The sequence below is a fragment of the Pseudomonas sp. AC136 genome, assembly GCF_979258585.1.
Genome location: NZ_OZ409865.1, coordinates 4268430 through 4294338 on the forward strand (window position 1 = coordinate 4268430; position 25909 = coordinate 4294338).

The following is a 25909-nucleotide window of genomic DNA, read 5'->3' on the forward strand; positions in this document are numbered from 1 at the left end:
TGAGATGGCCAAGGCCAAGCGTATGTATGGCTGCACCGAATGCGGTGCGACCTTCCCCAAATGGGCCGGCCAGTGCGGCGAATGCGGCGCCTGGAACACCTTGGTCGAAAGCATGATCGAGGTCGGCAGCGAAACGGCGGCCAGCGGTCGTGCCGGTTGGGCTGGGCAACAGGCGCAGCTCAAAACCCTGGCCGAAGTCAGTGTTGAAGAAATGCCGCGCTTTTCCACCGCCTCGGTGGAGCTGGACCGCGTGCTCGGCGGCGGTCTGGTCGACGGCTCGGTGGTGCTGATCGGCGGCGACCCCGGCATCGGCAAATCCACCATCCTGCTGCAAACCCTCTGCAACATCGCCACGCGCCTGCCGGCGCTGTACGTCACCGGCGAGGAATCGCAGCAACAAGTGGCCATGCGCGCCCGCCGCCTCGGTTTGCCGGAAGACAAGCTCAAGGTGATGACCGAAACCTGCATCGAATCGATCATCGCCACCGCGCGGGTGGAAAAGCCCAAGGTCATGGTGATCGACTCCATCCAGACGATTTTTACCGAACAACTGCAATCGGCGCCCGGCGGCGTGGCACAGGTGCGCGAAAGCGCGGCGCTGTTGGTGCGCTATGCCAAACAGAGCGGCACGGCGATTTTTCTGGTCGGCCACGTGACCAAAGAAGGCGCGCTGGCGGGGCCGCGTGTGCTCGAACATATGGTCGATACCGTACTGTATTTCGAAGGCGAGTCCGACGGTCGCCTGCGCTTACTGCGGGCGGTGAAAAATCGCTTTGGCGCGGTGAACGAGCTGGGCGTGTTCGCGATGACAGACCGTGGCTTGAAGGAAGTGTCGAACCCCTCGGCCATTTTCCTCACCCGCGCTCAGGAAGAAGTGCCGGGCAGCGTGGTGATGGCCACCTGGGAAGGCACGCGGCCGATGTTGATTGAGGTGCAGGCGTTGGTCGACACCAGCCACCTGGCCAACCCGAGGCGCGTGACCCTGGGCCTGGACCAGAACCGGCTGGCCATGCTGCTCGCCGTCCTGCACCGCCATGGCGGTATTCCGACCCACGACCAGGACGTGTTTTTAAACGTGGTCGGCGGCGTGAAAGTGATGGAAACCGCGTCCGACTTGGCGCTGATGGCGGCCGTGATGTCGAGCCTGCGCAACCGGCCGCTGCCCCACGACTTGCTGGTGTTTGGCGAGGTGGGGTTGTCGGGTGAAGTGCGACCGGTGCCCAGTGGGCAGGAACGGCTGAAAGAGGCGGCTAAACATGGCTTCAAACGCGCCATCGTGCCCAAAGGCAACGCGCCGAAGGAGTCGCCGCCTGGGCTGCAGATTATTGCGGTGACGCGGTTGGAGCAGGCGTTGGATGCGTTGTTTGAGTAGGGCCGGCGAAGCCAGCGCTGTTCATGACGCGCAGTCTTGGTTGGGGCTGAATAGGCGTTCGTCGCAATATTCTGGATCCCCGCCTGCGCGAGGATGACGGTGGGGGGACTTAGAACGTCGATTAAATCTGGCATCCCCGCGCAGGCGGCGGTCCGACGATTCGGGATCCAGGCTCTGTCGGGAGAACCCTGTCAGTAGGGCGATTACGATCCAACCAGCCGAAGCGACCGCGTTTCCCTCAGGCCTCGCCGAGCGAGGTCAATTCACGCTCGAGCAAATCTTCGTCGCCCAGATTCAGCTCCACTAGCCGGCGCAAATGGCTCACCGAGTCGAGGTCGATGTGCCGGCATTCGAACCCCAGCAAACCGCCTTCGTCGCGGGCTAGGGTGGCTTCCATACGCACATGAACGTCGGGGCTCAGGTGCACGTGGGCGTCGAACGGCTGGCTGACATCGCCGTTCCAGTTTTCCGGACGCTGGACCAGCAGGCCTTTTAGCGAAAGGTCGTGCAGTTCAACCGTCCAGCGCTGATCGCCTTGGGCGATTTCGGTGCTGGCGTCGAAGGCAATGCGCTGGAAGCGCCGACGCTCGTTGGTTGACTCACTCATGGGGTTTGCTCCAGTAGGCAGTGTCTATCCGATTTCATCGGGGCATTTCGGTTCCATCACTATAGCCAAGGCTACGGCACCGGCTATGGCTGCGGTGGCTGAAGTGTGACGGCGCGCTTTTTTCGCCGGTAGCCGACCACTGCCAGGCCGGCGACCAGCGCCAGGCCGAACAGCCAAAATTTATACGGGCGCAGGGCTTTCCAGGTGGTGTCGAGGCGGTACTGCCACAGGCGCTGGGTGACGTGCTCGAAGTCCGGCTCTTCGCAGTTCTGGCCGAAATTTCCGGACCAGGGCACCACTGGTCCGTTGTCCACGTAACGCTGGTAATAGCGCTGCGCCAGCGGCAGGTCGCTGTAGATAATCCAGCCGGTGGCGCGGCACAGCGTGGCGGCGTAGGCCTGGCTGGTGGTCGGCAGCAAGTCGGCGGCTTGGTTAGCCAGTTCGGCCGCGACCCAGCGGTAGTGGTAGCGGTTGTTGGGCTGCGCCAGGTTGGCGTTTTGCCGCTCGGTTTCGGCTTGGCTCAACAGTCCACCTGGCGTCTGAACCTGCACCCGGTCGAGGGAATACATACCGTCGAACCAGGCAAAGTCGGGCGACATTTCGTAGCCGAGCAACTCCATGCCTTGCCTGCGCGCCAGCTTACCGGCCTGATACAGCGCTTCGGCTTTGCCTGTGTCGGTCCAGCGCGACTGCGCCGCTTGCCGGGCTTGGCCGTACTCGCGGGCAGCTGTTTGCAGGCTCACTTCATAGAAATAGTCCGGCGCCTCGTCATAGCGCCCATCGCGCAACAGGCGGCGTGCCAACAGTTGCCGCAATTGGGCGGCAACCGGGCGCGGTTGGTAAACGTAAGGCTCGGGCGGCGTGGCAATCGAGGGCGGAGCCGGCACGTTGGCATCGACGAAGGCTTTCAGCTCGTCGGTGGTCAGCACCCGTTCGGCGACTTCGGCCGTGTCGCCCCAGTAGATATAGCCGCTGCGGTACAAGGCTTCGAAGGCTTCGAGGTAGTCGCCGCGTTGCAGCGCCAGAATGGCGCCTTCGCCCTCGACGCGGCAGTGCGGCTGCAGGGTTTCGCTGTTCCAGTTAGCGTCGCGGCGCCAGCCCCAGGACTCGTCTTCAGGAAAGGCCTGGGCGGCTTTGGCATAGGCGGCCTTGGCGCTGTTCTGATCGCCGTTGCGCAAGGCGATTTTTGCCCGCAGCCACCACGTCAGGCCATTGTCGGGCGCATGTTCGAGCAGGGCGGCGGTGGCGGCGTAGTCGCCCACTTGATAACTCAACGCGGCGAGGCGGTCGGCGTTGGCCATATTGGCAATGTCGCCCCGTTGCAGCAGTTTCACCAAGGTTTGCTCGCCCACTGGCTGCTCGCCGTACGACCAGCCGGCATGGCTGATGAGGTACGCCGTCAGCAGGCGCTGCACCGGCAGTTGCTGAAGCAGCGGCGCCAGTTGCTCTTCCGGCATCTGGCTGAGATCGACGGCAAGCGCCTTCATGGAGCTGTAGCCGGTGGTGGAGCCGAGTTTTAGCTGACTGGCGTACAGCCCGATAGCAGCCGACCAGTCGCCTTCATCCAGCTCCAGGCGCGCTTCTTCGCCGAGGCTGGCGATGCCCAGTTCCATGGCATCGCTGGCGCCGTCGAGCACCAGTTGGCGGGTTTGCTGGAAGGCTTGTTTAGCGCCGTCGACATCTGCCTGGCGCGCTTGGGTCAGTTGTTCATCGGTGAGGTCTGCGGCGCGCGCGGCGTCGGCGGAACGGGCCAGGCTGCGTCCCAGGGAATAGGCCGCCCAGGCGCCGCGCAGCTGACGTTCGCCGGCCGGCAGCGCCAGCACCTGACGGAAATAGGCCTGCGCCGTGGCATCGTCCGCCTGCACGAACGCCACCGCGCCGGCGGTGTAAAGGCGCAGCTCGGCGGGCAAGCTTGCGCCCGCTGCTTCGGCCTGAGCGGCGTCGGTGAGCTGGCGCAGTTCGACGATTTTCGCCACTTGCTCAGGGCTTAAACCTTTGGGCTCGGCCACTTCCCGCTCGTCGAGGTAGCGGTTTTGCGCCTCGTCCCAGCGGCTCTCGGTGTCTGCTGGCGCTGCGGGCTTCAGGGCTGGCACCGAGACGGCGAGACGTCCGGCCTCGAAGGTGAAGTTGCTTTCAGGCAACTCGGCCAGGCTGTTGGCGCGGTCGCCCAGCAATCGCAACGGGTAATCCGGGCCGCAGGCCTCGGCGGCGGCACTCGCCAGAACCGCACTGACGGCGACGGCAAGCACGTGACGACGCAACTTAAGGTGTGACACGAAATCCTCCTTGATCGAGATGGTGGCAGCGTACCCAGCCGACTACGCGGGTCTGGCCGGCGGCGAGTTGGGCGGGCTGTTGGCGCACGAAGCGCGGGTTGTCGAGCGGACGTTGCAGGCGGTAATCGCGCGCGCCGTCGCCGGCTTCGCAGCCTTGGGCTGACGTCGTCAGTTCAGCGGGCAGCGGAGCGGACGCGTTGCCCCGGTTGATCACGCGCACTTCATACAGCGAACCTTGCTCAAGCACGACGACCTGCACATCGCCGCGCAACGGCTGCTGGTGCAGCACCGCTTGCAGGGTTGCCAGCGGCCAGGCACGGCGGTCATCGGCCAGCGGCAGGCGAAACCATATCAGCCCGGTCAAGTGATTGATGGGCGTGCTTTGCAATTGCTTGAGCAATGCGGCCACTTGGTGTGGATCGGCTTGCAGCTCGCGGCGCGTGCCACCTTGCATCAGCGGCGCTTCGCTTTCCACCTCGCCGTTGTCGGTCAGCGCCACGCCATAGGCGGGAAGGGCAAGCAAAAACGGTTTCGGGCTAAGCGCGCCGTAGGCAACGGCCCAACGCAGCGCCTGCTCTGGCTCGAACAAGCCAAGCGAAGGGCGGCGAACGGCGTGCACTTGCAGCACCGAACTGTCGACCTGGGCAAGCACGGCGGTCAGCGCCGGACTGCTCAGCCAGGCGGGCAGGGCAGTGATGCTCAGCGTGACGTCGTGTGGGATTTGGTTACGCAGGGTATGAAGCAAGGCGGCGTACTCGCTTAGCCGATTACTTGCACAGTCGTGGTCAATTTCCACGCCACGCAGGTTCAAGCCCATAGCCTGCCAGGTGCTGATCAAGGTCTGCATCTGTGCGGCGATGGCGGCGCTGTCGAGACGGGGCAGTTGACCATCGAGGCGGATGACCGCCACCAGCGGCCGGCCATCTTGCTTGAGCAACTGCGGGTCGATGCGTGCCTGAATCCATCCTTCGCGCGGATGCAGTTGCGCGGCCAATATGCGCAGCGTGGAAAAGTCGGCATGGCTTTGCGCAAGTGCTTGGGCATGGCTCGCACGCCATTGCCGCTGCCAGATATAAACCTGCTGATCCAGCGAAATCGCGGGCGGCCGCTCGCAGCCGGCCAGGGTGATGACGGCCAAAAAAACGACGCAAAGGGTTCGCCACAAAGGCAGTGGAACGGGCACGTGCGGCAGGGCTCAAGGGAGGCGGCGCGCCATGGTGCATGAGCGCTGAGGGCGTGCCAAGCCTACCGGTCGTCCGGCGTCGATTTGACAGGGGGGTATGTGTCACCAAAGCTGCAAGAGCGTTTAAAAAACAATCACTGCGGAGCGCAGACATGGATAAGCGATTGCTTGGCAAAGGTTTGATAGTGGCAGTACTCAGCGCGGCCAGCTTTGCGGCCCAGGCCGATCAGGCCGGCGGCGGTGGCTGTGGGTGGGGCAACATGCTGTTTGAAGGGCAGCGCGGTTTGGCGCCGCACCTGCTTGCGACCACCACCAATGGCACTTCCGGGAACGCCACGTTTGGCCTCACCTCTGGCACCAACGGCTGCGACTCCCACGTAAAACTCGGGTACGGCGGCCGCTCCATGCTGGCCATGAACGGCATGCTCGACTCAATTGCTGAAGACATGGCCCAAGGTCAGGGGGAAGCGTTAGACGCCTACGCCACGTTGCTCGGCGTTGAAAAAGGCGACCGCGCGCACTTTGCCCAGGTGACCCACGCCAACTTCGACAGCATCTTCTCGAAGGCTGACGTGACCAGCGAACAGGTGCTGGCCAATACGCTGGATGTGATGAGCAAAGACGCCCAGTTGGCACGGTATGCCAAGCAACCGGCTTAGCGTCCAACGCTAAATTGCAGGCGTAAAAAAGGGCTGGTTAGAAACCAGCCCTTTTTTGTTGAAGTTGGTGGGTTAGCGAGAACCCACCGTTGTTGCGTTAACGAGCCTTACTTTTTCAAGGGCGCCGGTTCCCTGCTTATGAAGTTGTAGATGAATTTCCCTGGCGATACTTTCGTAATATTGATGAACGTCTCTGAGCTTTTACCGTGCTGACTCCCCTCCGGCTTGATGCCGACCGCCTGTTCACCCGTCACGACGCGCATCCCATGCAGCTGTTGCAGGGACGAGGCATCGCTGACTTTTATGTCAACGGTTTTGCCAGAGGCGTCCATAACCTTAACGGTCACCGGCGCGGTTTTCAGCGAGTTCACCGTGGCGTTGTCAGACGCGTTGAGTTTTGCCAAGGCATTTTTCAGCTGCGTACCGACCTGTTGCGACGTCACGTGGCGAGCCAAATCGTTACCACCTTGGCCGGCCGGCTTTTTCGATGGCACGTTAACCGCAACGTCTGCGCTCGCTGTACTGACGGGCTGCTTGGATGATGCGTCGGGAGCATCCACGTCTGTGCTCGCGGGCCGGGTTGCGGTCGGCACGCTCACGTCTGCGCTCGCCACATTGGTTGGCCGCGACGGCACGTTCGGCAAGTCAACGTCGGCGCTCGCCGTGCTGGTTGGTCGAGACGGAGCGTTAGGCACATCCACGTCTGCGCTCGCCGCGCTGGTTGGTCGCGATGGAGCGTCTGCCGAGCCGGTGTCAGCAAGCGTTCGCTGCGGCTCAACTTTATTTTTCTTCTTCTGCTTGTTATAGGTCGGCAAGCTAAGCTCGATTTTAATGTCGGTACCCGCGATCTTCCGATCCTGCGTTACGTTAGTCAGATTATTGCCGTCGCGGTTGAGTTGCCCTACCACGCCGCCGCCCACACTCATCTCCATACCACCCAAGTCGACGGTACTGTTTTGCGTGGCGTTGTATTTAACCTGATCAACGCGACCGGCCTGAATGGTCACCGACGGCACGCCCGTCTTGCTCACGCCAGCGCCTCCGCCACCGTAGCCACCATCTTTGTTACGGAAGTCATCCAGAGCAGCAGCCGTAGTGGTGCCCTCTACTCGATATGAGCCTTGACCCGAAGAGTTAAGAATGTGAGCGCCGGTAAGCGTTTGGTTGCCCCCTACGTAGAAGTCCATGGAACCGGAGCTGATACCCGATTGCTCAGCGGTCAGGCGGCTATCGTCATAGTCCTTGCCGCCAGAAGCCGAGAAGCTACCGGTTGGCTGGATAATTCCATTGGTAGTGAGTGCGACCCCTACAGAAGCGCTCCAACTGCCACGCTCATGCTCCATGTTATGAACATCCTCGGCGATTTCCATCACCGGTACGCCGTTGGAGGATTGGCTCATACCTTGTTGTTGGTTCGGCGCTATCGCAATTTGTGCGAATGCCTGGGGCAAGATTCCAAGCAGCGCGAGCGGCAGCGCTTTCAAAGCCCAGCGATGTGTACTGGTAGCGGATGCGCCCCGTGTTTGCCCGGGTTTGCGTTGCGCTGTACAGATTTCTGCGACGGGGATCAAGCAGCCGATGGTTTTGCTAAATATCAGTCGAAAACAATTTTTGTTCATGAAAGTGCATCCTCTAAAATCTAAATAGTTTAAAAGTTGACGTAGGTGCTCATATAAAGGACGGCACTGTCGTTGCCGTCCTTTAATTCATCCTGCATATACAACGGAAGGCCTAGCGTTATTGAGGTGCCGCCATAGCGCCAATTTCCGCTGGCTCCTATGGCTAAGCCGGCAATCGCGCCACCGTTTGTCTCTTTGGTTACGTCTCGCGCATAGCCGGAGTCGAGGCCGATTAATGGAGAAATAGATCCTCCTAGTATTTGCAGTGAGCGCGTCAAGGTGTTTGATATATAAATTCCTTGGTCGCCCCATAGAGGCGGGCCCCTGAATCCTCTAACGGTGAATTCATCGCCAAGGCCCATTTTTTCAGCGACTAACAAGTTATCTTTTGAGTACTGGCCGCCAACCCGGGACGAAAAGCTAAAGTCCCTGTCTTGCCATTTGAATGGACGCGACCACGCTGTATTGAATCCAAGCTTTTGAAAGTGTTTAGGTTGGTGGTGTTCGTCGTAAGCCGCTTGTTTCGAACCCCAGGCAGATACGCCTTGGCTAAACGTGGCGTCGGAATATAAGGAGCCGCCAGCGAGCTGCGTGATATGTTCCAGGCCGAACTTGACGTTGGAATAAGGCATACTATTAGTACCCAGAAAGGCATCTTCTAGATAGTTGGCGCTTTCTTTGTGTTCTATTTCAGCTGATGCAGTTAATTTGTCCGTTTTCCCGCGGTTGAGTACATGGCTGAACTTGGCAGCGTAGGTTTGCGAGTCACCGCTGGTGTTATAGGTGCCGTAGTTACCGCCAGGCGTTAGGCGCTCGTACTGCGAATGGTTGAAGCGAAGATCAATTTTAGAAAATCCGAACGGAACCGAGTATGTGACACCGGCGTTGTACTCTGAATTGCTTTCACTGAGTTCATAGCGCCGGGTACTCAGGTTAAGGCCGACGGTATCGTTGCCCAGTAACAGATCACTAATGCTGGTCGAAGCGCTGAAGCGGTAACGGCCCTTGCTCGGGCTGTCCATTCCAGAATTATCAACCTTGACCGTGACGCTCGGGAGCCCTTTGTCTTCAATAACCAAATTCAAATATGAATAACCGAAACGCTCAGAAGGTTGAATATCAACGCGGGCGGTTTTCGCTGCGTTATTAAGGTTTTCTACCATTTGGTCAACTTGTCGAATATTTAATGGCTTGCCTGAAAGTGCGGGCATGGCCGATTCGGTTAACAGTTTCTGGTACGGGCCGCTGGGCGGTTTTCCATTAATTAACCAACCCTCGACGTAGCCCCAATTTATCTTCAGTTCTACTTCGCCTTGCTTCATGTTTTTTGGCACAAGGCTGACGGTTGTTGTAGAAAAACCTTCATCGGTATATCGATTGCTGACGTCTCGAATCAAGCCGAACAGATCGCTGCTGCCGAGCTCGCGGTTTTTATACTTAGCGAGTACCTCATCAACATTGACAGTGCTACTGCTGTGATCACCGCTATTGATTGTGATTGTAGTGATCAGGAACTTAGGCCCATTGTCAGTTGGCTCGGGTGACTCGGGCAGTTGCAGTTGAGGGGCCTGCGAATCCCGTTGGTTTTTGTCGAGTTGGCGGTTTATTTCCTCCTGTTGCCGCTGTTTGTTTTGCAAGTCTTGTTCGCGGTCAATAGGGCTAATCCGTGGAATTGGATCTGCCGCTTGTAGCAACGGTGAAACTGCGCTCGCGAAAACGCCGATTAACACCGCTTTACCTATCGCGTCGGAGAGCGAGCAGAAGTGGCGTCGTGAAAATATCGGTTTGGTGTCGCTGGCTTGTGAAACGGTAGATGGGCGCATGGTCGGTAATCTATGCATCTATGGGGAGGTGCATTCTTAATGTGCCTGGTGCTACCGAGTAGAATGTGGTTCGCCTGCGGATGTAAGTTGCTGCCTACATGGCTGTAGGTGGAAATATATAACGTGGGAAATTAGTCTTATCGGCGTAGGACATGTGGAAGTTGCCAGGTTTTTCACGTCGCCGAATAATGTTATTGGTTTGAGTTGATGTGCCGTTTTCGATGTCAACACCACGCTTTGGCTCGACCAATCAACCTGCGGTTTTGGCATTACGTAGAGAGATTTCTCTGGCCGCTACGGTCTTGTTCTTTGCGCCTAGACCAACGTCGGATACCTTGCGGCACGGAAACGTCTAAACTCGAAAGGCCGCTTGTACGTCCATCCATTCGGAGTTTTCCATGAACAATAACAATAGCGTCCTACGCCATCTGCCTTGGGCAGTGTTGGCCGTAGTGGGCGCCGGTGCCTTGGGTGTCGTGGCCTTGCGCCGCGGTGAAGCCATCAACGCGTTATGGATAGTGGTGGCCGCTGTGGCCCTCTATCTGGTTGCCTACCGTTACTACAGTTTGTTCATCGCCAATAAGGTGATGCAGCTGGACCCCAACCGCGCCACTCCCGCTGTGTTGAATAACGATGGTCTGGACTACGTGCCGACCAACAAACACATTCTGTTCGGTCACCACTTCGCTGCTATCGCTGGCGCAGGTCCCTTGGTGGGCCCGGTGCTTGCTGCGCAGATGGGGTATCTGCCCGGTACGCTCTGGCTGATAGCGGGGGTGATTCTCGCCGGTGCGGTACAAGACTTCATGGTGCTGTTCATTTCCACGCGCCGTAACGGCCGCTCGCTCGGTGAGCTGGTGCGCGAAGAAATGGGCCAGGTGCCCGGCACCATTGCGCTGTTCGGCGCGTTCCTGATCATGATCATCATCCTTGCGGTGCTGGCGCTGATCGTGGTGAAGGCCCTGGCGTCGAGCCCGTGGGGTATGTTCACGGTGATGGCGACCATCCCGATCGCGATGCTCATGGGCGTGTACATGCGCTATATCCGCCCGGGCCGAATTGGCGAGATCTCCGTGGTGGGCCTGCTGCTGTTGCTCGGTTCCATCTGGCTCGGCGGCCAGGTTGCCGCCAGCCCGGAATGGGCGCCGATGTTTACTTTCACCGGCATTGAAATCACTTGGATGCTGATCGGCTACGGCGCCGTGGCGTCGGTGCTGCCGGTGTGGTTGCTGTTGGCCCCGCGTGACTACCTGTCTACCTTCCTCAAGATCGGCACCATCATCGCCTTGGCGCTGGGCATCCTGATCACCATGCCCGATCTGAAAATGCCAGCGCTGACGCAATTCGTCGACGGCACCGGCCCGGTGTGGAAAGGCGGCTTGTTCCCGTTCCTGTTCATCACCATTGCCTGCGGTGCGGTGTCTGGTTTCCACGCACTGATCTCCTCGGGCACCACGCCGAAGCTGCTGGCGAGCGAGTCCCATGCGCGCTACATCGGTTACGGCGGCATGTTGATGGAATCGTTCGTGGCAATCATGGCCATGGTCGCTGCCTCGGTGATTGAACCGGGCGTGTACTTCGCCATGAACAGCCCACCCGCTGTAGTGGGTGCGGATGTTGCCTCGGTGGCGGCAACGGTCAGCAGTTGGGGGTTCCTGATCACGCCCGAGGTGCTGGAAGCCACGGCGCGTGACATTGGTGAAACCACCATTCTGGCGCGTGCCGGTGGTGCGCCGACGTTGGCGGTGGGTATCGCGCAGATTCTTCACCAGGTGCTGCCGGGTGAAAACACCATGGCCTTCTGGTACCACTTCGCGATTCTGTTCGAGGCGCTGTTTATCCTCACGGCGGTCGATGCGGGTACCCGAGCCGGTCGGTTCATGCTGCAAGATCTGCTCGGCAACTTCGTGCCGGCGCTGCGCAAAACCGATTCCTGGATCGCCAACATCATTGCCACGGGCGGTTGCGTAGCGATGTGGGGCTGGTTGCTGTACCAGGGCGTAGTCGATCCGTTGGGCGGCATCAATACGTTGTGGCCGCTGTTCGGTATTTCCAACCAGATGCTGGCTGGCATCGCGCTGATGCTCGGCACCGTGGTGCTGATCAAAATGAAGCGTCAGCAGTACGCTTGGGTCACGGCGTTGCCCGCCACCTGGCTGCTAATCTGCACCACCACCGCAGGCCTGATCAAACTGTTCGACAGCAACCCGGCAGTGGGCTTCGTGGCACTGGGTCGCAAATACAGCGATGCATTGGCCGCAGGCCAAGTGATCGCCCCGGCCAAAGATGCCGAGCAAATGCAGCACGTGATCTTCAACGCCTACACCAACGCCACCCTCACGGTGCTGTTCCTGTTCGTGGTGTTCAGCGTGCTGTTCTACGCCATCAAGGTTGGCCGCGCGGCCTGGGTTCGCCCAGAGCGCAGCGACAAGGAAACCCCGTTCGAACCCATTCCGCACATCTGAGCCAATCACGTGCGTGGACACGGGCCGGCGTCGCGCCGGCCCGCTTTATTGAGGACAGACCATGTTCAATGACCTGAGTCGCATGGGCAAATACCTGGGGCAGGCCGCGCGCATGCTGGTGGGCATGCCCGATTACGACAATTACGTCGAACACATGGCCAACAAGCACCCGGACAAACCGGTAATGACGTACGAAGAGTTCTTTCGTGAACGTCAGGAAGCCCGTTATGGCGGCGGAAAGGGGCGGCCCATTCGCTGCTGCTGAATCGACCGCACTTTTCTTCTGTTGAAATTTCTGGCGCCACGCTTGTCGTGGCGTTTTCTATTCAGGCGCCCCACGGCGTCACTGTTCAGGACGTAACCATGAGTCACGCTCCCATTCCGGTCACCGTTCTCAGCGGGTTTCTCGGTGCCGGCAAAACCACCTTGCTGCGGCATATTCTCAAGGCAGAGCACGGGCTGAAGATTGCAGTCATCGAGAACGAATTCAGCGAAACGCCCATCGACAGCGAACTGCTCGGCACCGAGCCGGTGCAGGTGATGACCCTCGCCAACGGCTGCGTGTGCTGCTCCATACACGTCGAGCTGGAGAAAGCCCTCTACCTGCTTCTGGATCGCCTGGACAGCGGCGAGCTGGCGTTCGATCGCCTGGTGATCGAGTGCACCGGCCTGGCCGACCCGGCGCCAGTCGCGCAAACCTTTTTCGCCGAGGAAGAACTGTGCGAGCGCTATGTGCTCGACGGCATCATCACCGTGGTCGACGCCGCCAATGCCGAGCGCCACCTGGCCGAGCCCATCGCCCAGGCGCAGGTTGGGTTCGCCGATCGCATTCTGGTGAGCAAGCGCGACTTGGTGACCGACGAGCACTACGACGCGCTGGTGCAGCGCCTCGGGCGCATCAACCGCCGGGCGCCGATTCGTGTGGTTGAACATGGTCAAATCGATTTGGCCGAACTGCTGGATGTACGCGGCTTCAACCTCAACGCTGACCTTCCCACCACCATCAGCCTGCGCCCGCTAACCCCGGCCGCCAGCCCGGACCGCATCGGCACCCTGGTGCTGAAAAGCGAGCAGCCGCTGGATATCGACAAGCTCAGCGCCTTCATGGAAAACCTGCTGGAAACCCACGGCAATTCGCTGCTGCGCTACAAGGGCGTGCTGAACATTGCCGGCGAAGACCGGCGCATGGTGTTCCAGGGCGTGCTGCGCCTGTACGGCTTTGACTGGGACCGCGGATGGCTCGCCGACGATGTTCGCGAAAGCGTGATCGTGTTTATCGGTGACCAGTTGCCCGAAGAAGAGATTCGCGCTGGGTTCGCCGCCGTAGCAGCTGACTGAACTCAGGGCGCGATCACTGCGCCTTGAACTGGCACGTCAGGTAGCGATTGCTAAAGCCATAGCGAAGCATCGAACCCAGGCGCGCCAGCAGATAGAACGGGTGGCGCCGGTAATACTGCAACACCGCATTGCCCACGCCTTCAGAGCGATGCTGTTTCTGGTGATCGGCTTTCTTGCTGAACAGCCCCTTGAATTGCCACCACTGAACTTGCTCGAGCTCCTTCACCGAGCGCAGGCCTTGGCTGCGGAACAGCCGCGCGAACGAGCCTTTGCTGAAGTCGTGCAGGTGATGGGGATTGCCGTCCAGGGTCGGCGTAATCGGCACCGAGGCAATCACCTGACCGCCGCTTGCCAACAGGCGACTGTAGTTGGCGACGAGGCGGGCAGGGCTGGGCAAATGTTCGATGGTTTCCAGGCTGACGATGGTGTCGAACGCCTGTTCGCCCGCGAAGGTTTCGGCATTGGCGCACACGTAGCTGAGGTTGCTCAGCCGATAGTGCTGCTGGGCGTAGGCGATGGCGTCGGGGTCGATGTCCACGCCGATCACAGTCTTGTCCGGGTTCTGCTCGGCCAATAACGCTGTGCCGTAACCGCAGCCGCAGGCCATGTCGAGAACGCGCGCGCCACTGAGCAAACCCGAGGCGAATTCATAGCGCTGCATATGAATGGCCAGCGTGGCGTGGTCGTCGGGGTTTTGCGGGTTGAGGTCTTTGGGGTAAATGCGTTCAATGCTGCGCACGTGGGGCGTCCCTGTCCGTTACGTCTAAGGTGCGACTATACCGATGCTGCTGTGGGAATTAGCGGTAAATGGTCGACAACTGTTGGCGTTCTTCCAGGCACTCCGCTGAGCCGGTCTCAAAAATCCGGCACACCCAGGGCCGGTTTTCGTAGATGGTGCAGCGCATCGTGTCGCGGTCCAGCGCAATGCACCAGCCGTCGTCGAGACGCGCCATCACCTCGCCGCCCCACTCATCGGTGTCGATGTAGCGCTCGGGTACGCCGGTGTCGGTGAGCAGCATCACTTCCAACTGGCAGCAGCACGCCGCGCAGTTGGAGCAGGCCACGGCAGGCGTGGGCTCGAGGGTGACGAGGGGAATGGCAGGAAGGTCGCTCATGGGGGCGACAGTGTACAGATTGCCGCCCGACGCAGGCTGCTATTCGTCCGGGTGCAGGCGCCGCGCCAGGGCGTGCAGCAACGGAAACAGCACGGCCCACAGCATCGCCAGGGTCAGCAGACTTGCCGCCAGCCCGAAGGGCAATTGCACCCCGGTGAGCCGAGCGCCGGCGTAGTACGACAGCGGCGCACTCACCGCGCCCAATACGCACGCCAGCCCCAGCGGCCGTGCCGTCCAGGCCAGACAATGGCGCAAGGTGGTGGCCAGCAGTGTCCACATCAGCACCAACCAGGCGGGAATCAGCCAGCCGCCCAGCAACGCTTGCCCCTCGGCAAACACGAACAGGCCGCCGTGCATCAGGGCGCTGTCGATGGCGGTGCCCAGCAGCGTTACTGCCAGCAGCAAGCGCCACTCGCCGCGCCCGAGCCACGCCAGGTGAATAACCACCACCAGTGCGATGATCCCCAGCAATGCCGGGTATTGCGGGCTATATACCCCCGCGAACCAACCGAGCTGAAATAGCACGGCGTTCGCCACGGTTTTAAGCGTCAAAGCGGCCCAACAAAGGCGCAGGTTGCGCCGCTGGTTTGGCCAATAGCAGCTGCGCGGTGCCGATGGTGCGCTCGATAAAACCGCCCTCGCAGTAACACAGGTAAAACTCCCACAAGCGGAAGAAGTAATCGTCGTAACCCTTGTCGTGCAAGGCATGGCGGGCGTTGCGCAGGTTGTCGTGCCACAGGCGCAAGGTGCGGGCGTAATGCAGGCCGAAGTCTTCCATGTGCAGAAGGTTCATGTCGGTTTCTTCAGTCACCACCGTGAGCATGGTGGTCAGCGAGGGCAGGGCGCCGCCGGGGAAAATGTAGCGTTGAATGAAGTCGACACTGCGTTTGGCCTGCTCATAGCGCTGGTCGCGGATGGTGATGGCCTGCAGCAGCATCAACCCATCGTCTTTGAGCAGGTGCGCGCATTGCTTGAAGTAGGTAGGCAGAAAGCTGTGGCCCACCGCTTCGATCATTTCGATGGACACCAATTTGTCGTACTGGCCAACCAGGTCGCGGTAGTCCTGCAACAGCAGCGTCACCCGATCTTGCAGCCCCTGCGCTTCAATGCGCTGACGGGTGTAGGCATATTGCTCGCGCGACAACGTGGTGGTGGTCACCTGGCAGCCGTAATTCACCGCCGCGTAAATCGCCATGCTGCCCCAGCCGGTGCCGATCTCCAGCAAGTGGTCGGTCGGCTTTAGCGCGAGCTTCTGGCAGATGCGTTCCAGCTTATTCAGCTGCGCCTGCTCCAGGGTGTCGTCCGCGCGTTGGAACATGGCAGCGGAATACATCATGGTCGGGTCGAGGAACTGCTCGAACAGCTCGTTACCCAAGTCGTAATGCGCCGCGATGTTTTTCTGCGAGCCCTTGCGTGTGTTGCGGTTCAGCCAATGCAGGCCGGCCACCAACGGTCGCCCCAGTTGTGCCAGGCCGCGCTCCATGGAATCGAGCAGATCGAGGTTGCACACAAACACGCGCACCACGGCGGTCAGGTCCGGCGAACTCCAATAGCCATGGATATACGCTTCACCGGAACCAATCGAGCCATTGCTGGCGACCAGCGACCACAGGGCCGGGTCGAGCACGTGAATTTCCGCCTGCAGCTCAGCGCCAGGCTGGCCGAACACCAGGCGCTCGCCGTTCTCGACGATGCTCAGTTGGCCGTGGCGCAGTTGCCCGAGCAGGCGCAACACGGCGCGGCGCAATAGGCCGGCGCCGATGCCATTGCCAGTGCGGGAAAAGGTTTTACTGCTGAGGCTAGGGCTTTTCATGGTGGCTTTCCGGCGAAGCCACGCGCACAGAACCCTGCGCCGGCTGGTGGGAGAAAAGGGGCGTGCGTTTAAGCAGCAGGCGCAGGGCCTGCCAGTAGATGGCCAACACGGTTTTGGCGGTCATCCAGGGAAAGCTCAGCAAATGCCGGTGCAGGCTCGCGCGCGTCAGCGGGCTGCGCGTCAGACTCAGGCTGGCGTCGAACAGTTTGTGCTCGCCTTGCCAGTCGGCCATGAACACGCCCAGGCGTGCAGTGGGCTGGCTGAAGGTCATGCGGTACTGCAAATCGCGCGGCAAAAACGGCGATACATGGAACGACTTGTCCACCCGCACATGGTGCGGGCCGGAGTGGCCGTCTTCGCATGGCAACACATAGTGATAACGCTCGCGCCACGGCGTGTTGCTGACTTCGCACAACACCGCCTGCAACTGCCCGACGCTGTCATAGCAGTAGAAAAAACTCGCCGGATTAAACGCCACGCCCCAACTGCGCGGCTGTGCCAGTAAGCAGATTCTGCCCAGCAGCGGCGTGCCCAAGGCCTCGCTGACCACGCCGCGCACGGCATCGCTCAGGCGAATGCCGGCGCCGGTGAAGGTCGGCAGAAAGTCGGTCTCGCGAAACGCAAACGGCGCCCAGCGACTGCGCCCCGCCAATGGCGATAACGCCAGCACCTGCTCCTGTTCATCCAGATCAAGAAACAGAAAGCCCATGCGATAACGGAAATCATGGGCGCGCGGGCTGAAGCGCCGGTGCTGCACCCAGCCGCTGTATAAGGCGCTGTTCATTGCAGCGCCTCGCCAAACGCCTGCCCAACGCGCAGGGCGCTGACGACGCCATCTTCATGAAAACCGTTGGCCCAGTAGGCGCCGCAGTAGTACGTATGGTTTACCCCGAGCAGCTCGTGCCAGCGCCCTTGTGCTTCGACGCCGGCCAGGCTGTATTGCGGATGCGCATAGGTGTGGCGCGACAGCACCTTTGCCGGGTCGATCACCTCGTTCTGATTCAGGCTCACGCAGAACGTGGTGTCGCTCTGAATGCCTTGCAGAATGTTCATGTCGTACGTCACCGCCGCCGCGCGCTCGCGGTTGCCGTCGAGGCGGTAGTTCCAGCTGGCCCAGGCCAGGCGGCGCTTGGGTAGCAGGCGCGTATCGGTGTGCAGCACCACGTCGTTTTCGGCATACGGCAACGCGCCGAGAACGCTTTGCTCCGCCGCCGTCGGCTGGTCGAGCAGGCGCAGCGCCTGGTCGCTGTGGCAGGCGAAAATCACCTTGTCGAAATGCTCGATGCCCTGGGCGCTGTGCACGGTCACGCCAAGCTCATCGCGTTCCACTTTCAGCACCGGGCAATTGAGCCGGATGTGCTGGCGGAACGACGCAACCAGCGGCTCCACATAACCACGCGAACCGCCGCTGATCACGTGCCATTGCGGCCGGTTGTTCACCGACAGCAGGCCGTGATTCTTGAAAAACTGCACAAAGAAACGCAGCGGAAAATTGAGCATTTCGCCCAGCGACATCGACCAGATCGCCGCACCCATCGGCACGATGTAATGGTCGATAAAGCGCTGGCGATAGCCGCGCGTTTTCAAATAAGTCCCCAGCGTCATGCCGGAGTTGATTTGCTGGTTTTCCAGCTCGGCCAGCGCTTCGCGGTTGAAGCGAAGAATGTCGCGCAACATGCCCCAAAACGTCGGCGAAAGCAGATTGCGGCGCTGGGCGAACAGGCTGTTTAGCGTGTTGCCGTTGTACTCCACGCCGCTCTGCAGGTCGTGCACCGAGAAGCTCATTTCGGTGGGTTGGTAGGCCACTTTCAGTTTGTCGAGCAAGCGAATGAAGTTCGGGTAGGTCCAGTCGTTGAACACGATAAAACCGGTATCCACCGCGTAGTCGCGGCCATCGACCTGCACGTCCACGGTATGGGTGTGGCCTCCGATCCAATCGCTGGCTTCAAATACCTGAATATCGTGCTGGCGATTGAGCAGATAGGCGCTGGTCAGCCCTGAAATACCGCTGCCGATAATGGCAATTTTCATACGTCGTCCTTGGCGGAATGCTGAGCAGGCTCAGAGGTGCGGGCCATGCGTTTACCCATGGCCAATTGCACGGTGGAAGGCAGGCTGGCGAGCAGCTTGAGCACGGCAATAAAAGGGCCGGGGAACGCGATTTCGTGGGGGCGTTTTGGCAGGCGCTTGGCGATGTGTGTGGCGGCTTTTTCAGCGGTCCAGGTCATCGGCATGGCGAAGTCATTGCGCGCGGTGAGCGGCGTGTCGACAAAGCCCGGGCTCACCAACGTGACGTCGATGCCCTCGGCGGCGAGGTCAATGCGCAGCGCCTGCATCAGATAACGCAGCGCCGCTTTCGAGGCACCGTAGGCTTCGGCGCGAGGCAACGGCAAATAGGTGACCGAGCTGGCAACGGCGACCAAATGCGGCTGGTGGCCTGCACGCAACAACGGCAATGCCGCCTCAATGCAGTAACTGGCCGACAGCAGGTTGGCGCGCATGACGCGCTCGATCATGGCCGCTTCGAAGTGCTGAGCGTCGATGTATTCGCAGGTGCCGGCATTCAGAATCGCGCCATCCAGCGCACCCCATTGCTGGGCGATCTGCTCACCGATCTCGCGCACTTGTTCGGCTTCGCCCAAGTCACCGGGCACTACCAGAACGCGTCCCGGAAACCGCTCAGCCAGGGCTTGCAACGGTTCCACACGGCGCGCACTGAGGGCGAGGCGGTTGCCTTGCGCCAACAACTGTTCGGCCAGGGCCGCGCCAATGCCGCTGCTGGCGCCGGTCAGCCAGATACGTCTGCTGCTGCTCATGCCAGGCGCCCCTTCAGCCAGTGAATAACCCGGCCCATCACGGGCAGGTGTTCGTACAGCAGGGCGCCGGCATCGAAGTAGTCGTGGTGTGCGTACACCTTGTCGTGCCACAGCAGGTGCGAACAGCCTTGTACCGCGATGGCTTTGCCGCCATTCAAACGGGGATGGCGGTAGGTCATGGTCCAGCGCAGGTAGCCGGCGCCCGGCATGAGTTCATCGAACCCGTGGAATTGAAAGTGCAGGTCTTGAACGTTGGCGTACAGCTGCTCGAAGTACGCACGCATGGCCGGCAGGCCGTGAATCTCATGCAGTGGATCCTGGAAGCGCACGTTGTCGCTGTAGAGCTGGCCGAGTGCGTCCAGATTGTCCGCGTTCAAGGCGGCAAAGCCGTTAGCGAAGCGCCGGAGGAAGTCGCGCTGTTCACTGTCACGCTGCGGCTCGTCGCCGGGCGCTGATGCTCGTTCAAGGGGCATGGCTCAGTTTCTCCAGGGCACATCGCTGTCGTCGCCAAACAACGGCGGAAGTTGGGCATCGCCCAGGCTCTTGAACGCGCTGATGGCGCGGGCACGGCTACTGCTTAAATCGACAATCGGCGCGGGGTAGTCCACGCCGCCAAACAGGTCGGCGCCTTTGCGCAGGTGCGGGTTGTGCACGTCTTTGTCGCTGAGGTCGTTCAACTGCGGCAGCCAGTGGCGAATAAAACGGCCTTGGGTATCGAAGCGCTGCGACTGGCTGACCGGGTTGAAAATGCGGAAGTAGGGCACCGAGTCGGTGCCGGTGGACGCGCTCCACTGCCAGCCGCCGTTGTTCGCCGCCAGGTCGCCATCAATCAAATGGCGCATAAAAAACCGCTCGCCTTCGCGCCAGTCGATCAGCAGGTTTTTGGTCAGAAACATCGCCACCACCATGCGCAGGCGGTTGTGCATCCAGCCGGTCGCCAGCAGCTGCGCCATGGCCGCATCAATCAGCGGAATGCCGGTACGACCTTCCTGCCAGGCAGCGAGGTCTTTGGGCGCGTTGCGCCAGGCCAGCGCCTCGGTTTCCTGGCGAAACGCGCGGTGCCGCGACACACGGGGGTAGCCGGCGAGAATGTGCTTGTAGAACTCGCGCCAGAGCAGCTCGTTAATCCAGGTGATGATGCCGGTGTTGCCGCTTTCGAACTCACCGTGGTTGCTCATCAGGGCGCGGTGCAGGCATTGGCGCGGCGACACCACACCCGCCGCCAAGTACGTCGACAGTTGGCTGGTGCCCGGTTTGGCCGGCAGGTCGCGGCTGTCGTGGTACTCGCCGATGCGCTCGTCAGCAAAGGTGTCCAGGCGCTCATGGGCCTCAGCCTCGCCCGCCGGCCACAGGGCTTGCAGGCTGGCAGGTGGCGTGGCGAAACCGGGCACGGAGGAGGGCAGAGCATCGCCGGCAATGCCCAGCGCAGCCTGCTTTTTCGGCAACGGCACGAGCGGCGGCAACGCCGTGTGCAGGCGGCTGTAGCAGACCTTGCGGAACTGGCTGAACACCTGAAAATAATTGCCCGCTTTGGTCAGAATGCTGCCCGGCTGGAACAGCAACTGATCGAGGTGGCTGTGCCAAAGCACGCCTTGCTCGCCCAGGCGGTCGGCCACGGCATGGTCGCGCTTGGTTTCGTTGATTCCGTACTCTTCATTAACCTGCACGCAGCCAATTTCATGCTCGTTGCACAGCTCGGCAATCACCTGTGGCGCGTCGGCCCAGGTGTCGGCCTTGCGGATCAGCAGCGGCACGCCCAGCTTTCCCAGCGCGTCGCGCAAGGGCGCGAGGTTGCGCAGCCAGAAGTCGACTTTGCACGGGGCGTCGTCGTGTTGTTGCCATTGCGAGGGGCTGAGTAGAAACACCGCGAGCGTCGGCCCCGCCTGCATGGCGGCGGTTAGGGCGCTGTTGTCCTGCACGCGCAGGTCGGTGCGAAACCACATCAGCTGGCGCATCACGCGTTGGCCTTTTTGGCGCCGAGCAAGTCGAGCTGCTGCAACGTTTCCAGGGCCAGCAAGGGATCATCGGCCAGGTGCAGGCCGTTGAGCTGGGTTTGCAGCGCGAGCAAATCGGCGTGGTGAATGCGCACGGTCGGGCCCACCAGCAAGCGCGGGCAGCTGCTGTCGGCGAGCAGCTTGGGCAACTGCGCGCTGGCCAGCGCCTGGCCGGAATACAACAGCGTGGCGCGCGGCTTGATGTGCTCGATAGCCAGCGCCAACTCCAGCGGCGGCAACGGCCAGTCGAACACCTCGACGGCACAATCGGCGCTGCTCAGCAGCCAGGCCGACAGCCACAGCGCCGGCTCCATCGGCAGGTCCGACAGATTCACCAGCAGCAACGGCGCGCCGCTCTGCTGACGGTTGTTTTGATAAATGCGCGAACCCAATTTGCTGCGCAGCCAGGAGAAGAAAAACACCTTTTCCAACTGCGCGCCGAACTGGCCTTGCCAACGCTGTTCCAGCTCGGCAAGCAGCGGCAGCAGCAGTTGTTCGCAGAGCAGTTTCGGTGGGTACAGCAGCTCGACGCGCTTGAAGGCATCGTCCAACCGGCGCTCAGCTTGTTCGCTAATGGCATTGAGCAGCGCCACGCGGGCTTCTTCCCAGCCATTGCTGTCGACATGGGCATTGGGCAGCGCGGCGGTTTTCAGCAGCGCCTTGACCTGGCTGACCGCTACGCCGCGATTGAGCCAGGTGAGAATCGCCTGAATACGGGCGATGTGATCTTGCGTGTACAGGCGATGCCCTTTGGCCGTGCGCTGCGGCACGATCAACCCGTAGCGACGCTCCCAGGCGCGCAGGGTGACCGGGTTGACGCCCGTAATGCGCGACACGTCGCGGATCGGCAGCAAGTTATTGGCCAGTGCCGCTTGCAGCTCGGCATCGGTGCTGTCTTCGGGTTCATCGTGCTGGGGGGCGTGTTTATTCATGTGTCTGTTCCAATTCAGAGCGCGTTGCGCAGGCTCAGCGTGGCCGGGTGCGGCTGCAGATAAACCTGTTGCGCAACGTAGTGATCAGGGTGCAAGAGGAAATGGTGTTTAAGCAGCGTGAGCGGCACCACCAACGGTACGTAACCGCGGCGATATTGCTCGATCAGCTGCTGCATTTCGGCTTTTTCTTTGGTGCTCAGCGTTTGCTTCAAGTGGCCGCTGAGGTGCTGCAACACGTTGCTATGGGTGCCGCGCGTGGCGCATTTGCGCAGCGCCTCCATCAATGCACTGAAATAGCGTGGGGCGAGGTCTTTCAAATCGTGCAGCACCATGTCGCCAAGCAATTGGCCCAGGGCGCGGTACTGCTCAGGGTTGGTCGCCAGCAACAGGTATTTGTAGCGGGCATGAAAGTGCGTGAGGCGCTGGCGGGTCAGGCCGGTTTGCAGCAGCTCCTGCCAGTCGGCATAGGCGTAAACGCGGGTGAGGAAATTTTCCCGCAGCACCGGGTCGTTCAGCCGGCCTTCTTCTTCCACCGGCAAATCCGGCAAAGCCGCACAGAACGCAGCGGCGTACAGACCACGACCCCCGCCCGGCGCCGGCAAGCCATTGGCCTGATACACCTTGACCCGGTACAGCCCGCACGAGGGCGACTTCTGCATAAAGATGTAGCCGCTGATGCCGGTGAGCTGCGTGGCCATCTTCTCGCCGTAGGCGGTGAGTGCGTCAGTCACTTCCAGCTCAGGGCTCACGGTGCCCACCGCACGCGGTGCAGCGATATCGCCCACCAGGCGGATCGGCTCGCGCGGCGTGCCCATGCCGATTGCCACTTCCGGGCAAACGCCCACCAGATCCACGTGCTCAGTCAGTTGCTCGGTGCACAGCGTTGAACGCTTGTGCCCGCCGTTGTAGCGCACCTCATCGCCCATTAAGCAGGCGCTGACGGCTATTTTCGGTTTGCTCTGACCCATGTCTGCCCCTACGGCTTACTTGTACAAGAGAAAGATCTTGTACAGCTTTAGGCGAGAGACTAGTGATGTACTTGTACAAGTGCAAGCGCCTTGTACAAGTATTTCCGCAGGGGAGCAGGCGCGGCGATTAACGGCGCGTCAGCAGAACGCCCGATTCCATGTGATGGGTGTACGGGAACTGGTCAAACAGCGCGCAGCGCTCGATGCGATGCGTGTCGTTTAGTTGGGCGATGTTCGCCGCGAGGGTTTCCGGGTTGCAGGAGATGTACAGGATGTTGTCGAAACGTCGTGTCAGCTCGCAGGTGTCGGGGTCCATGCCGGCGCGAGGCGGGTCGACGAATACGCTGCCGAATTCGTAAGCCTTGAGGTCGATGCCTTGCAGGCGACGGAACGGCCGCACGTCGTTGAGCGCTTCGGTCAGTTCTTCGGCCGACAAACGCACCAACGTCACGTTGCTCACGCCGTTGTCATGCAGATTGGCCAGCGCCGCGTTCACCGAGGTTTTGCTGATTTCCGTGGCCAGCACGTTGCGCACACGGGTGGCCAGCGGCAGGGTGAAATTGCCGTTGCCGCAATACAGCTCGAGCAAATCGTCGCTGCGTTGACCGAGCGCTTCGTACGCCCAATTGAGCATGTGCTGGTTCACGGTGCCGTTGGGTTGGGTGAAGGCGCCTTCCGGTTGCCGGTAGCTGAAGGTGCGGCCGGCGACATCGAGTTTTTCCACGACGTAATCGCGGCCCACTACCAGCCGTTGCCCACGGGAGCGGCCGACGATGCTCACGCCCAGGTCCGCTGCCAACTGCTCGGCGGCAGCTTGCCATTCCTCATTTAACGGGCGGTGGTAGCACAGGGTAATCAGCCCGTCGCCGGCCAGTGTGGTCAGAAATTCCACCTGAAACAGTTTGAAGCCCAGCGCCTTGCTGCCCTGCCAGGCGGCTTTGAGCAACGGCATCAGCGCGTTAATGCGCTGGCTGGCGATGGGGAAGTCTTCGAGCAGGATTGGCGTGTGTTTATCGCCGGCGGCGAACATGGCGTAGAAGCGTTCTTCGCCTTCGCGCCACAAGCGGAACTCGGCACGCAGGCGATAAAACTCGCGCGGCGACTCGAATACTTGCGGTGCGGGCGCATCAAACGGCGCGAGCAAATCTTGCAGGCGCTGCTTCTTTTCCGCCAGTTGGGCGTCGTAGGTGCTGGGGTCGAATTGGGGCGCGCTCATGCGTTGAACCACCCCAGTTTCACCACGAACAGCACGGCCAGAATCACGATGGCCGGGTTCAGTTCGCGCCAGCGGCCGGCGAGCAGCTTGATCACCGCCCAGGCGATAAAGCCAAAGGCGATGCCGTTGGCAATCGAGAAGGTCAGTGGCATGGCCAGGGCGGTAATCACCACCGGGGCGGCGACGGTGATGTCGCTCCAGTCAATTTCTGCCAGGCCAGCGGTCATCAGCACGGCCACGAACAGCAACGCCGGCGCGGTGGCGAAAGCCGGCACGCTGCCGGCCAGTGGCGCGAGGAATAGCGACAGCAGAAACAGAATGGCCACCACCACGGCGGTCAGCCCGGTGCGGCCACCGGCGCTCACGCCCGCTGCCGATTCGATGTAGCTGGTGGTGGTCGAGGTGCCGAGCACCGAACCGACCATGGCCGCGCTACTGTCGGCGATCAGGGCGCGGCCCATCTTCGGCATATGGCCATCGGCGCGCATCAGACCGGCCTTTTTAGCCACGGCGATCAGGGTGCCGGAGTTGTCGAAAATATCCACAAACAGGAAGGCAAACACCACGGTCACCAGGCCGATGTTCAACGCGCCTTTAATGTCCAACTGCATAAAGGTTGGGGCCAAGGACGGCGGCATTGAGAACACGCCGCCGAACTGCGAAACGCCCAGGGCGATGCCCGCTGCGGTGGTCACCAGAATGCCGATCAACACGGCGCCGGTGATTTTGCGAGCTTCCAGCGCAACGATGATAAAGAAGCCGAGAATCGCCAGCAGCGGCGCCGGTTGGCTGAGGTCGCCCATGCCCACCAGCGTGGCCGGGTTGGCGACGACGATGCCCGCTTCTTTCAGCGCGATCAGGGCCAGGAACAAACCGATGCCGGCGGCAATGGCCGAGCGCAGCTCCAGAGGAATGCTGTTGATGATCCATTCACGGATGCGAAAGATCGACAGCACAAAAAACATACACGCCGACAGGAACACCGCACCCAGCGCCACTTGCCAGGTGTGGCCCATGTGCAACACGACGGTGTAGGTGAAGAACGCGTTCAAGCCCATGCCCGGCGCGAGGGCGATGGGGTAGTTGGCGATAAAGCCCATGATCGCCGAACCGATGGCGGCGGCCAGGCAGGTCGCCACGAACACGGCACCTTTATCCATGCCGGTCTCGCCGAGGATGCTCGGGTTAACGAACAGGATGTAAGCCATGGTCAGGAAAGTCGTGATCCCGGCAAGGACCTCGGTGCGCACCGTGGTGTTGTGTGCAGTGAGTTGGAACAGTCTTTCCAGCATGGGCGGGCTCCGCGGATGTGATCAGTGGCCGTCTTGTTGCTCATCGAAGCAAAGCACAGACGCCTGGCTGGCGCTCTGTGGCTCGGTTCCGAGGAGTCGGGTGCGGCGAAAAAAGCGGCGCATCATACCAGTTCGCAAGGGCGCACTTGTGCCTTGCATCGGGCGCAGGCCGGTACGGCAGCAAACGGTGATGGAAAAAAGAGAACAGGAGGAGGGCGGGGCGAACGATCCTGCATACGCACAATGTATGTAGGAAAAGGCTGTTAAGCGCTGGTAGGACTTCCGACTTTAACGAGGTGCTGCAGGGACGCCAAGGGCTTTTCGTCGCACCGAAAAATAAACCTGGCAAACGCAAAAATTACTTTTTCCTGTCACGTTTTTTGGAGTATCTAAAAGGCAGACCGTCGTAACTGGCACGCAG

General features: G+C 60.9%; 23 protein-coding genes. 5 read left to right on the top strand and 18 right to left on the bottom strand.

The features are described from left to right. Nucleotides 1-4 precede the first annotated feature (4 nt). Complete coding sequence (radA, locus tag ACZZZU_RS19125; RefSeq protein WP_122492900.1) at nucleotides 5-1372, top strand: DNA repair protein RadA; 1368 nt, start codon at nucleotides 5-7, stop codon at nucleotides 1370-1372. Nucleotides 1373-1610: 238 nt separating this feature from the next. Here the strand turns inward: radA and ACZZZU_RS19130 are convergent, their stop codons facing one another. The 3 genes from ACZZZU_RS19130 to ACZZZU_RS19140 form a co-directional block, all read right to left on the bottom strand. Next, complete coding sequence (locus ACZZZU_RS19130; protein WP_122492899.1) at nucleotides 1611-1979, bottom strand: PilZ domain-containing protein; 369 nt, start codon at nucleotides 1977-1979, stop codon at nucleotides 1611-1613. 83 nt (nucleotides 1980-2062) lie between these two features. After that, nucleotides 2063-4255: a hypothetical protein gene (locus tag ACZZZU_RS19135; RefSeq protein WP_463551507.1), complete on the bottom strand. Its 2193-nt coding sequence runs from the start codon at nucleotides 4253-4255 to the stop codon at nucleotides 2063-2065. Then, nucleotides 4242-5393, bottom strand: coding sequence for a DUF3142 domain-containing protein (locus ACZZZU_RS19140; RefSeq protein ID WP_463551508.1), 1152 nt, complete (start codon nucleotides 5391-5393; stop codon nucleotides 4242-4244). The genes ACZZZU_RS19135 and ACZZZU_RS19140 overlap by 14 nt, the downstream gene beginning before the upstream one ends. Before the next feature lie 197 nt (nucleotides 5394-5590). Here ACZZZU_RS19140 and ACZZZU_RS19145 point away from each other — a divergent pair, with 197 nt between their 5' ends. Then, nucleotides 5591-6097 (top strand): DUF3015 domain-containing protein, encoded by a 507-nt coding sequence (locus ACZZZU_RS19145; protein WP_122492896.1) that lies wholly within the window; start codon nucleotides 5591-5593, stop codon nucleotides 6095-6097. A gap of 107 nt (nucleotides 6098-6204) precedes the next feature. On the opposite strand, the gene ACZZZU_RS19150 is transcribed toward ACZZZU_RS19145, so the two are convergent. Together ACZZZU_RS19150 and ACZZZU_RS19155 are read right to left on the bottom strand one after the other, a co-directional pair. Further along, a complete protein-coding gene (locus ACZZZU_RS19150) occupies nucleotides 6205-7716 on the bottom strand; it encodes an ESPR-type extended signal peptide-containing protein (RefSeq protein ID WP_463551509.1) in 1512 nt (503 codons plus the stop codon). Nucleotides 7717-7745: 29 nt separating this feature from the next. Further along, on the bottom strand, nucleotides 7746-9539 hold the full coding sequence (locus ACZZZU_RS19155) for a ShlB/FhaC/HecB family hemolysin secretion/activation protein (RefSeq protein ID WP_463551510.1): 1794 nt from the start codon (nucleotides 9537-9539) through the stop codon (nucleotides 7746-7748). Between the two features lie 398 nt (nucleotides 9540-9937). Between ACZZZU_RS19155 and ACZZZU_RS19160 the strand changes: the two genes are divergently transcribed. The 3 genes from ACZZZU_RS19160 (at nucleotide 9938) to yjiA (ending at nucleotide 13342) form a co-directional block, all read left to right on the top strand. Next, entirely contained in the window at nucleotides 9938-12004 is a 2067-nt protein-coding gene (locus ACZZZU_RS19160) for a carbon starvation CstA family protein (protein ID WP_122492893.1), read from the top strand. A gap of 61 nt (nucleotides 12005-12065) precedes the next feature. Beyond that, a complete protein-coding gene (locus ACZZZU_RS19165) occupies nucleotides 12066-12269 on the top strand; it encodes a YbdD/YjiX family protein (RefSeq protein WP_122452145.1) in 204 nt (67 codons plus the stop codon). 98 nt (nucleotides 12270-12367) lie between these two features. Continuing rightward, nucleotides 12368-13342 (top strand): GTPase, encoded by a 975-nt coding sequence (yjiA, locus tag ACZZZU_RS19170; RefSeq protein ID WP_463551511.1) that lies wholly within the window; start codon nucleotides 12368-12370, stop codon nucleotides 13340-13342. 13 nt (nucleotides 13343-13355) lie between these two features. On the opposite strand, the gene ACZZZU_RS19175 is transcribed toward yjiA, so the two are convergent. The 13 genes from ACZZZU_RS19175 to ACZZZU_RS19235 form a co-directional block, all read right to left on the bottom strand. Then, on the bottom strand, nucleotides 13356-14081 hold the full coding sequence (locus ACZZZU_RS19175) for a class I SAM-dependent methyltransferase (protein WP_463551512.1): 726 nt from the start codon (nucleotides 14079-14081) through the stop codon (nucleotides 13356-13358). A 58-nt stretch (nucleotides 14082-14139) separates the two neighbouring features. Further along, on the bottom strand, nucleotides 14140-14457 hold the full coding sequence (locus ACZZZU_RS19180; RefSeq protein WP_122492890.1) for a YkgJ family cysteine cluster protein: 318 nt from the start codon (nucleotides 14455-14457) through the stop codon (nucleotides 14140-14142). A 39-nt stretch (nucleotides 14458-14496) separates the two neighbouring features. Further along, entirely contained in the window at nucleotides 14497-14982 is a 486-nt protein-coding gene (locus ACZZZU_RS19185) for a DUF2878 domain-containing protein (RefSeq protein ID WP_463551513.1), read from the bottom strand. Between the two features lie 16 nt (nucleotides 14983-14998). After that, nucleotides 14999-16270: a class I SAM-dependent methyltransferase gene (locus ACZZZU_RS19190; RefSeq protein WP_463551514.1), complete on the bottom strand. Its 1272-nt coding sequence runs from the start codon at nucleotides 16268-16270 to the stop codon at nucleotides 14999-15001. Continuing rightward, nucleotides 16257-17054 (bottom strand): DUF1365 domain-containing protein, encoded by a 798-nt coding sequence (locus ACZZZU_RS19195; RefSeq protein ID WP_463551515.1) that lies wholly within the window; start codon nucleotides 17052-17054, stop codon nucleotides 16257-16259. Before ACZZZU_RS19195 ends, ACZZZU_RS19190 begins: the two co-directional genes overlap by 14 nt. Then, on the bottom strand, nucleotides 17051-18301 hold the full coding sequence (locus ACZZZU_RS19200; RefSeq protein ID WP_463551516.1) for an NAD(P)/FAD-dependent oxidoreductase: 1251 nt from the start codon (nucleotides 18299-18301) through the stop codon (nucleotides 17051-17053). Before ACZZZU_RS19200 ends, ACZZZU_RS19195 begins: the two co-directional genes overlap by 4 nt. Then, the gene (locus ACZZZU_RS19205; RefSeq protein ID WP_463551517.1) at nucleotides 18298-19086 is read right to left on the bottom strand and encodes an SDR family NAD(P)-dependent oxidoreductase; all 789 of its coding nucleotides are present in this window, start codon (nucleotides 19084-19086) and stop codon (nucleotides 18298-18300) included. The genes ACZZZU_RS19200 and ACZZZU_RS19205 overlap by 4 nt, the downstream gene beginning before the upstream one ends. Further along, complete coding sequence (locus tag ACZZZU_RS19210; protein ID WP_463551518.1) at nucleotides 19083-19559, bottom strand: nuclear transport factor 2 family protein; 477 nt, start codon at nucleotides 19557-19559, stop codon at nucleotides 19083-19085. Before ACZZZU_RS19210 ends, ACZZZU_RS19205 begins: the two co-directional genes overlap by 4 nt. Nucleotides 19560-19562: 3 nt before the next feature. After that, entirely contained in the window at nucleotides 19563-21041 is a 1479-nt protein-coding gene (gene phrB / locus ACZZZU_RS19215) for a deoxyribodipyrimidine photo-lyase (RefSeq protein WP_463551519.1), read from the bottom strand. Beyond that, complete coding sequence (locus ACZZZU_RS19220) at nucleotides 21041-22012, bottom strand: MerR family transcriptional regulator (protein ID WP_463551520.1); 972 nt, start codon at nucleotides 22010-22012, stop codon at nucleotides 21041-21043. Before ACZZZU_RS19220 ends, phrB begins: the two co-directional genes overlap by 1 nt. 14 nt (nucleotides 22013-22026) lie before the next feature. Further along, nucleotides 22027-22980 (bottom strand): DUF523 and DUF1722 domain-containing protein, encoded by a 954-nt coding sequence (locus ACZZZU_RS19225; protein WP_122492881.1) that lies wholly within the window; start codon nucleotides 22978-22980, stop codon nucleotides 22027-22029. 127 nt (nucleotides 22981-23107) lie between these two features. Then, on the bottom strand, nucleotides 23108-24196 hold the full coding sequence (gene trmA, locus ACZZZU_RS19230) for a tRNA (uridine(54)-C5)-methyltransferase TrmA (protein WP_463551521.1): 1089 nt from the start codon (nucleotides 24194-24196) through the stop codon (nucleotides 23108-23110). After that, nucleotides 24193-25488 (bottom strand): NCS2 family permease, encoded by a 1296-nt coding sequence (locus ACZZZU_RS19235; RefSeq protein WP_463551522.1) that lies wholly within the window; start codon nucleotides 25486-25488, stop codon nucleotides 24193-24195. Before ACZZZU_RS19235 ends, trmA begins: the two co-directional genes overlap by 4 nt. Nucleotides 25489-25909: the final 421 nt, after the last annotated feature.

What these genes read in the sequence shown, in the direction of transcription:
- radA (WP_122492900.1), top strand. Translation starts at nt 5, where the DNA reads ATGGCCAAGGCCAAGCGTATGTATGGCTGCACCGAATGCGGTGCGACC.
- ACZZZU_RS19130 (WP_122492899.1), bottom strand. Translation starts at nt 1,979, where the DNA reads ATGAGTGAGTCAACCAACGAGCGTCGGCGCTTCCAGCGCATTGCCTTC.
- ACZZZU_RS19145 (WP_122492896.1), top strand. Translation starts at nt 5,591, where the DNA reads ATGGATAAGCGATTGCTTGGCAAAGGTTTGATAGTGGCAGTACTCAGC.
- ACZZZU_RS19150 (WP_463551509.1), bottom strand. Translation starts at nt 7,716, where the DNA reads ATGAACAAAAATTGTTTTCGACTGATATTTAGCAAAACCATCGGCTGC.
- ACZZZU_RS19155 (WP_463551510.1), bottom strand. Translation starts at nt 9,539, where the DNA reads ATGCGCCCATCTACCGTTTCACAAGCCAGCGACACCAAACCGATATTT.
- ACZZZU_RS19160 (WP_122492893.1), top strand. Translation starts at nt 9,938, where the DNA reads ATGAACAATAACAATAGCGTCCTACGCCATCTGCCTTGGGCAGTGTTG.
- ACZZZU_RS19165 (WP_122452145.1), top strand. Translation starts at nt 12,066, where the DNA reads ATGTTCAATGACCTGAGTCGCATGGGCAAATACCTGGGGCAGGCCGCG.
- yjiA (WP_463551511.1), top strand. Translation starts at nt 12,368, where the DNA reads ATGAGTCACGCTCCCATTCCGGTCACCGTTCTCAGCGGGTTTCTCGGT.
- ACZZZU_RS19180 (WP_122492890.1), bottom strand. Translation starts at nt 14,457, where the DNA reads ATGAGCGACCTTCCTGCCATTCCCCTCGTCACCCTCGAGCCCACGCCT.
- ACZZZU_RS19190 (WP_463551514.1), bottom strand. Translation starts at nt 16,270, where the DNA reads ATGAAAAGCCCTAGCCTCAGCAGTAAAACCTTTTCCCGCACTGGCAAT.
- ACZZZU_RS19195 (WP_463551515.1), bottom strand. Translation starts at nt 17,054, where the DNA reads ATGAACAGCGCCTTATACAGCGGCTGGGTGCAGCACCGGCGCTTCAGC.
- ACZZZU_RS19200 (WP_463551516.1), bottom strand. Translation starts at nt 18,301, where the DNA reads ATGAAAATTGCCATTATCGGCAGCGGTATTTCAGGGCTGACCAGCGCC.
- ACZZZU_RS19205 (WP_463551517.1), bottom strand. Translation starts at nt 19,086, where the DNA reads ATGAGCAGCAGCAGACGTATCTGGCTGACCGGCGCCAGCAGCGGCATT.
- ACZZZU_RS19210 (WP_463551518.1), bottom strand. Translation starts at nt 19,559, where the DNA reads ATGCCCCTTGAACGAGCATCAGCGCCCGGCGACGAGCCGCAGCGTGAC.
- phrB (WP_463551519.1), bottom strand. Translation starts at nt 21,041, where the DNA reads ATGCGCCAGCTGATGTGGTTTCGCACCGACCTGCGCGTGCAGGACAAC.
- ACZZZU_RS19220 (WP_463551520.1), bottom strand. Translation starts at nt 22,012, where the DNA reads ATGAATAAACACGCCCCCCAGCACGATGAACCCGAAGACAGCACCGAT.
- ACZZZU_RS19225 (WP_122492881.1), bottom strand. Translation starts at nt 22,980, where the DNA reads ATGGGTCAGAGCAAACCGAAAATAGCCGTCAGCGCCTGCTTAATGGGC.
- trmA (WP_463551521.1), bottom strand. Translation starts at nt 24,196, where the DNA reads ATGAGCGCGCCCCAATTCGACCCCAGCACCTACGACGCCCAACTGGCG.
- ACZZZU_RS19235 (WP_463551522.1), bottom strand. Translation starts at nt 25,488, where the DNA reads ATGCTGGAAAGACTGTTCCAACTCACTGCACACAACACCACGGTGCGC.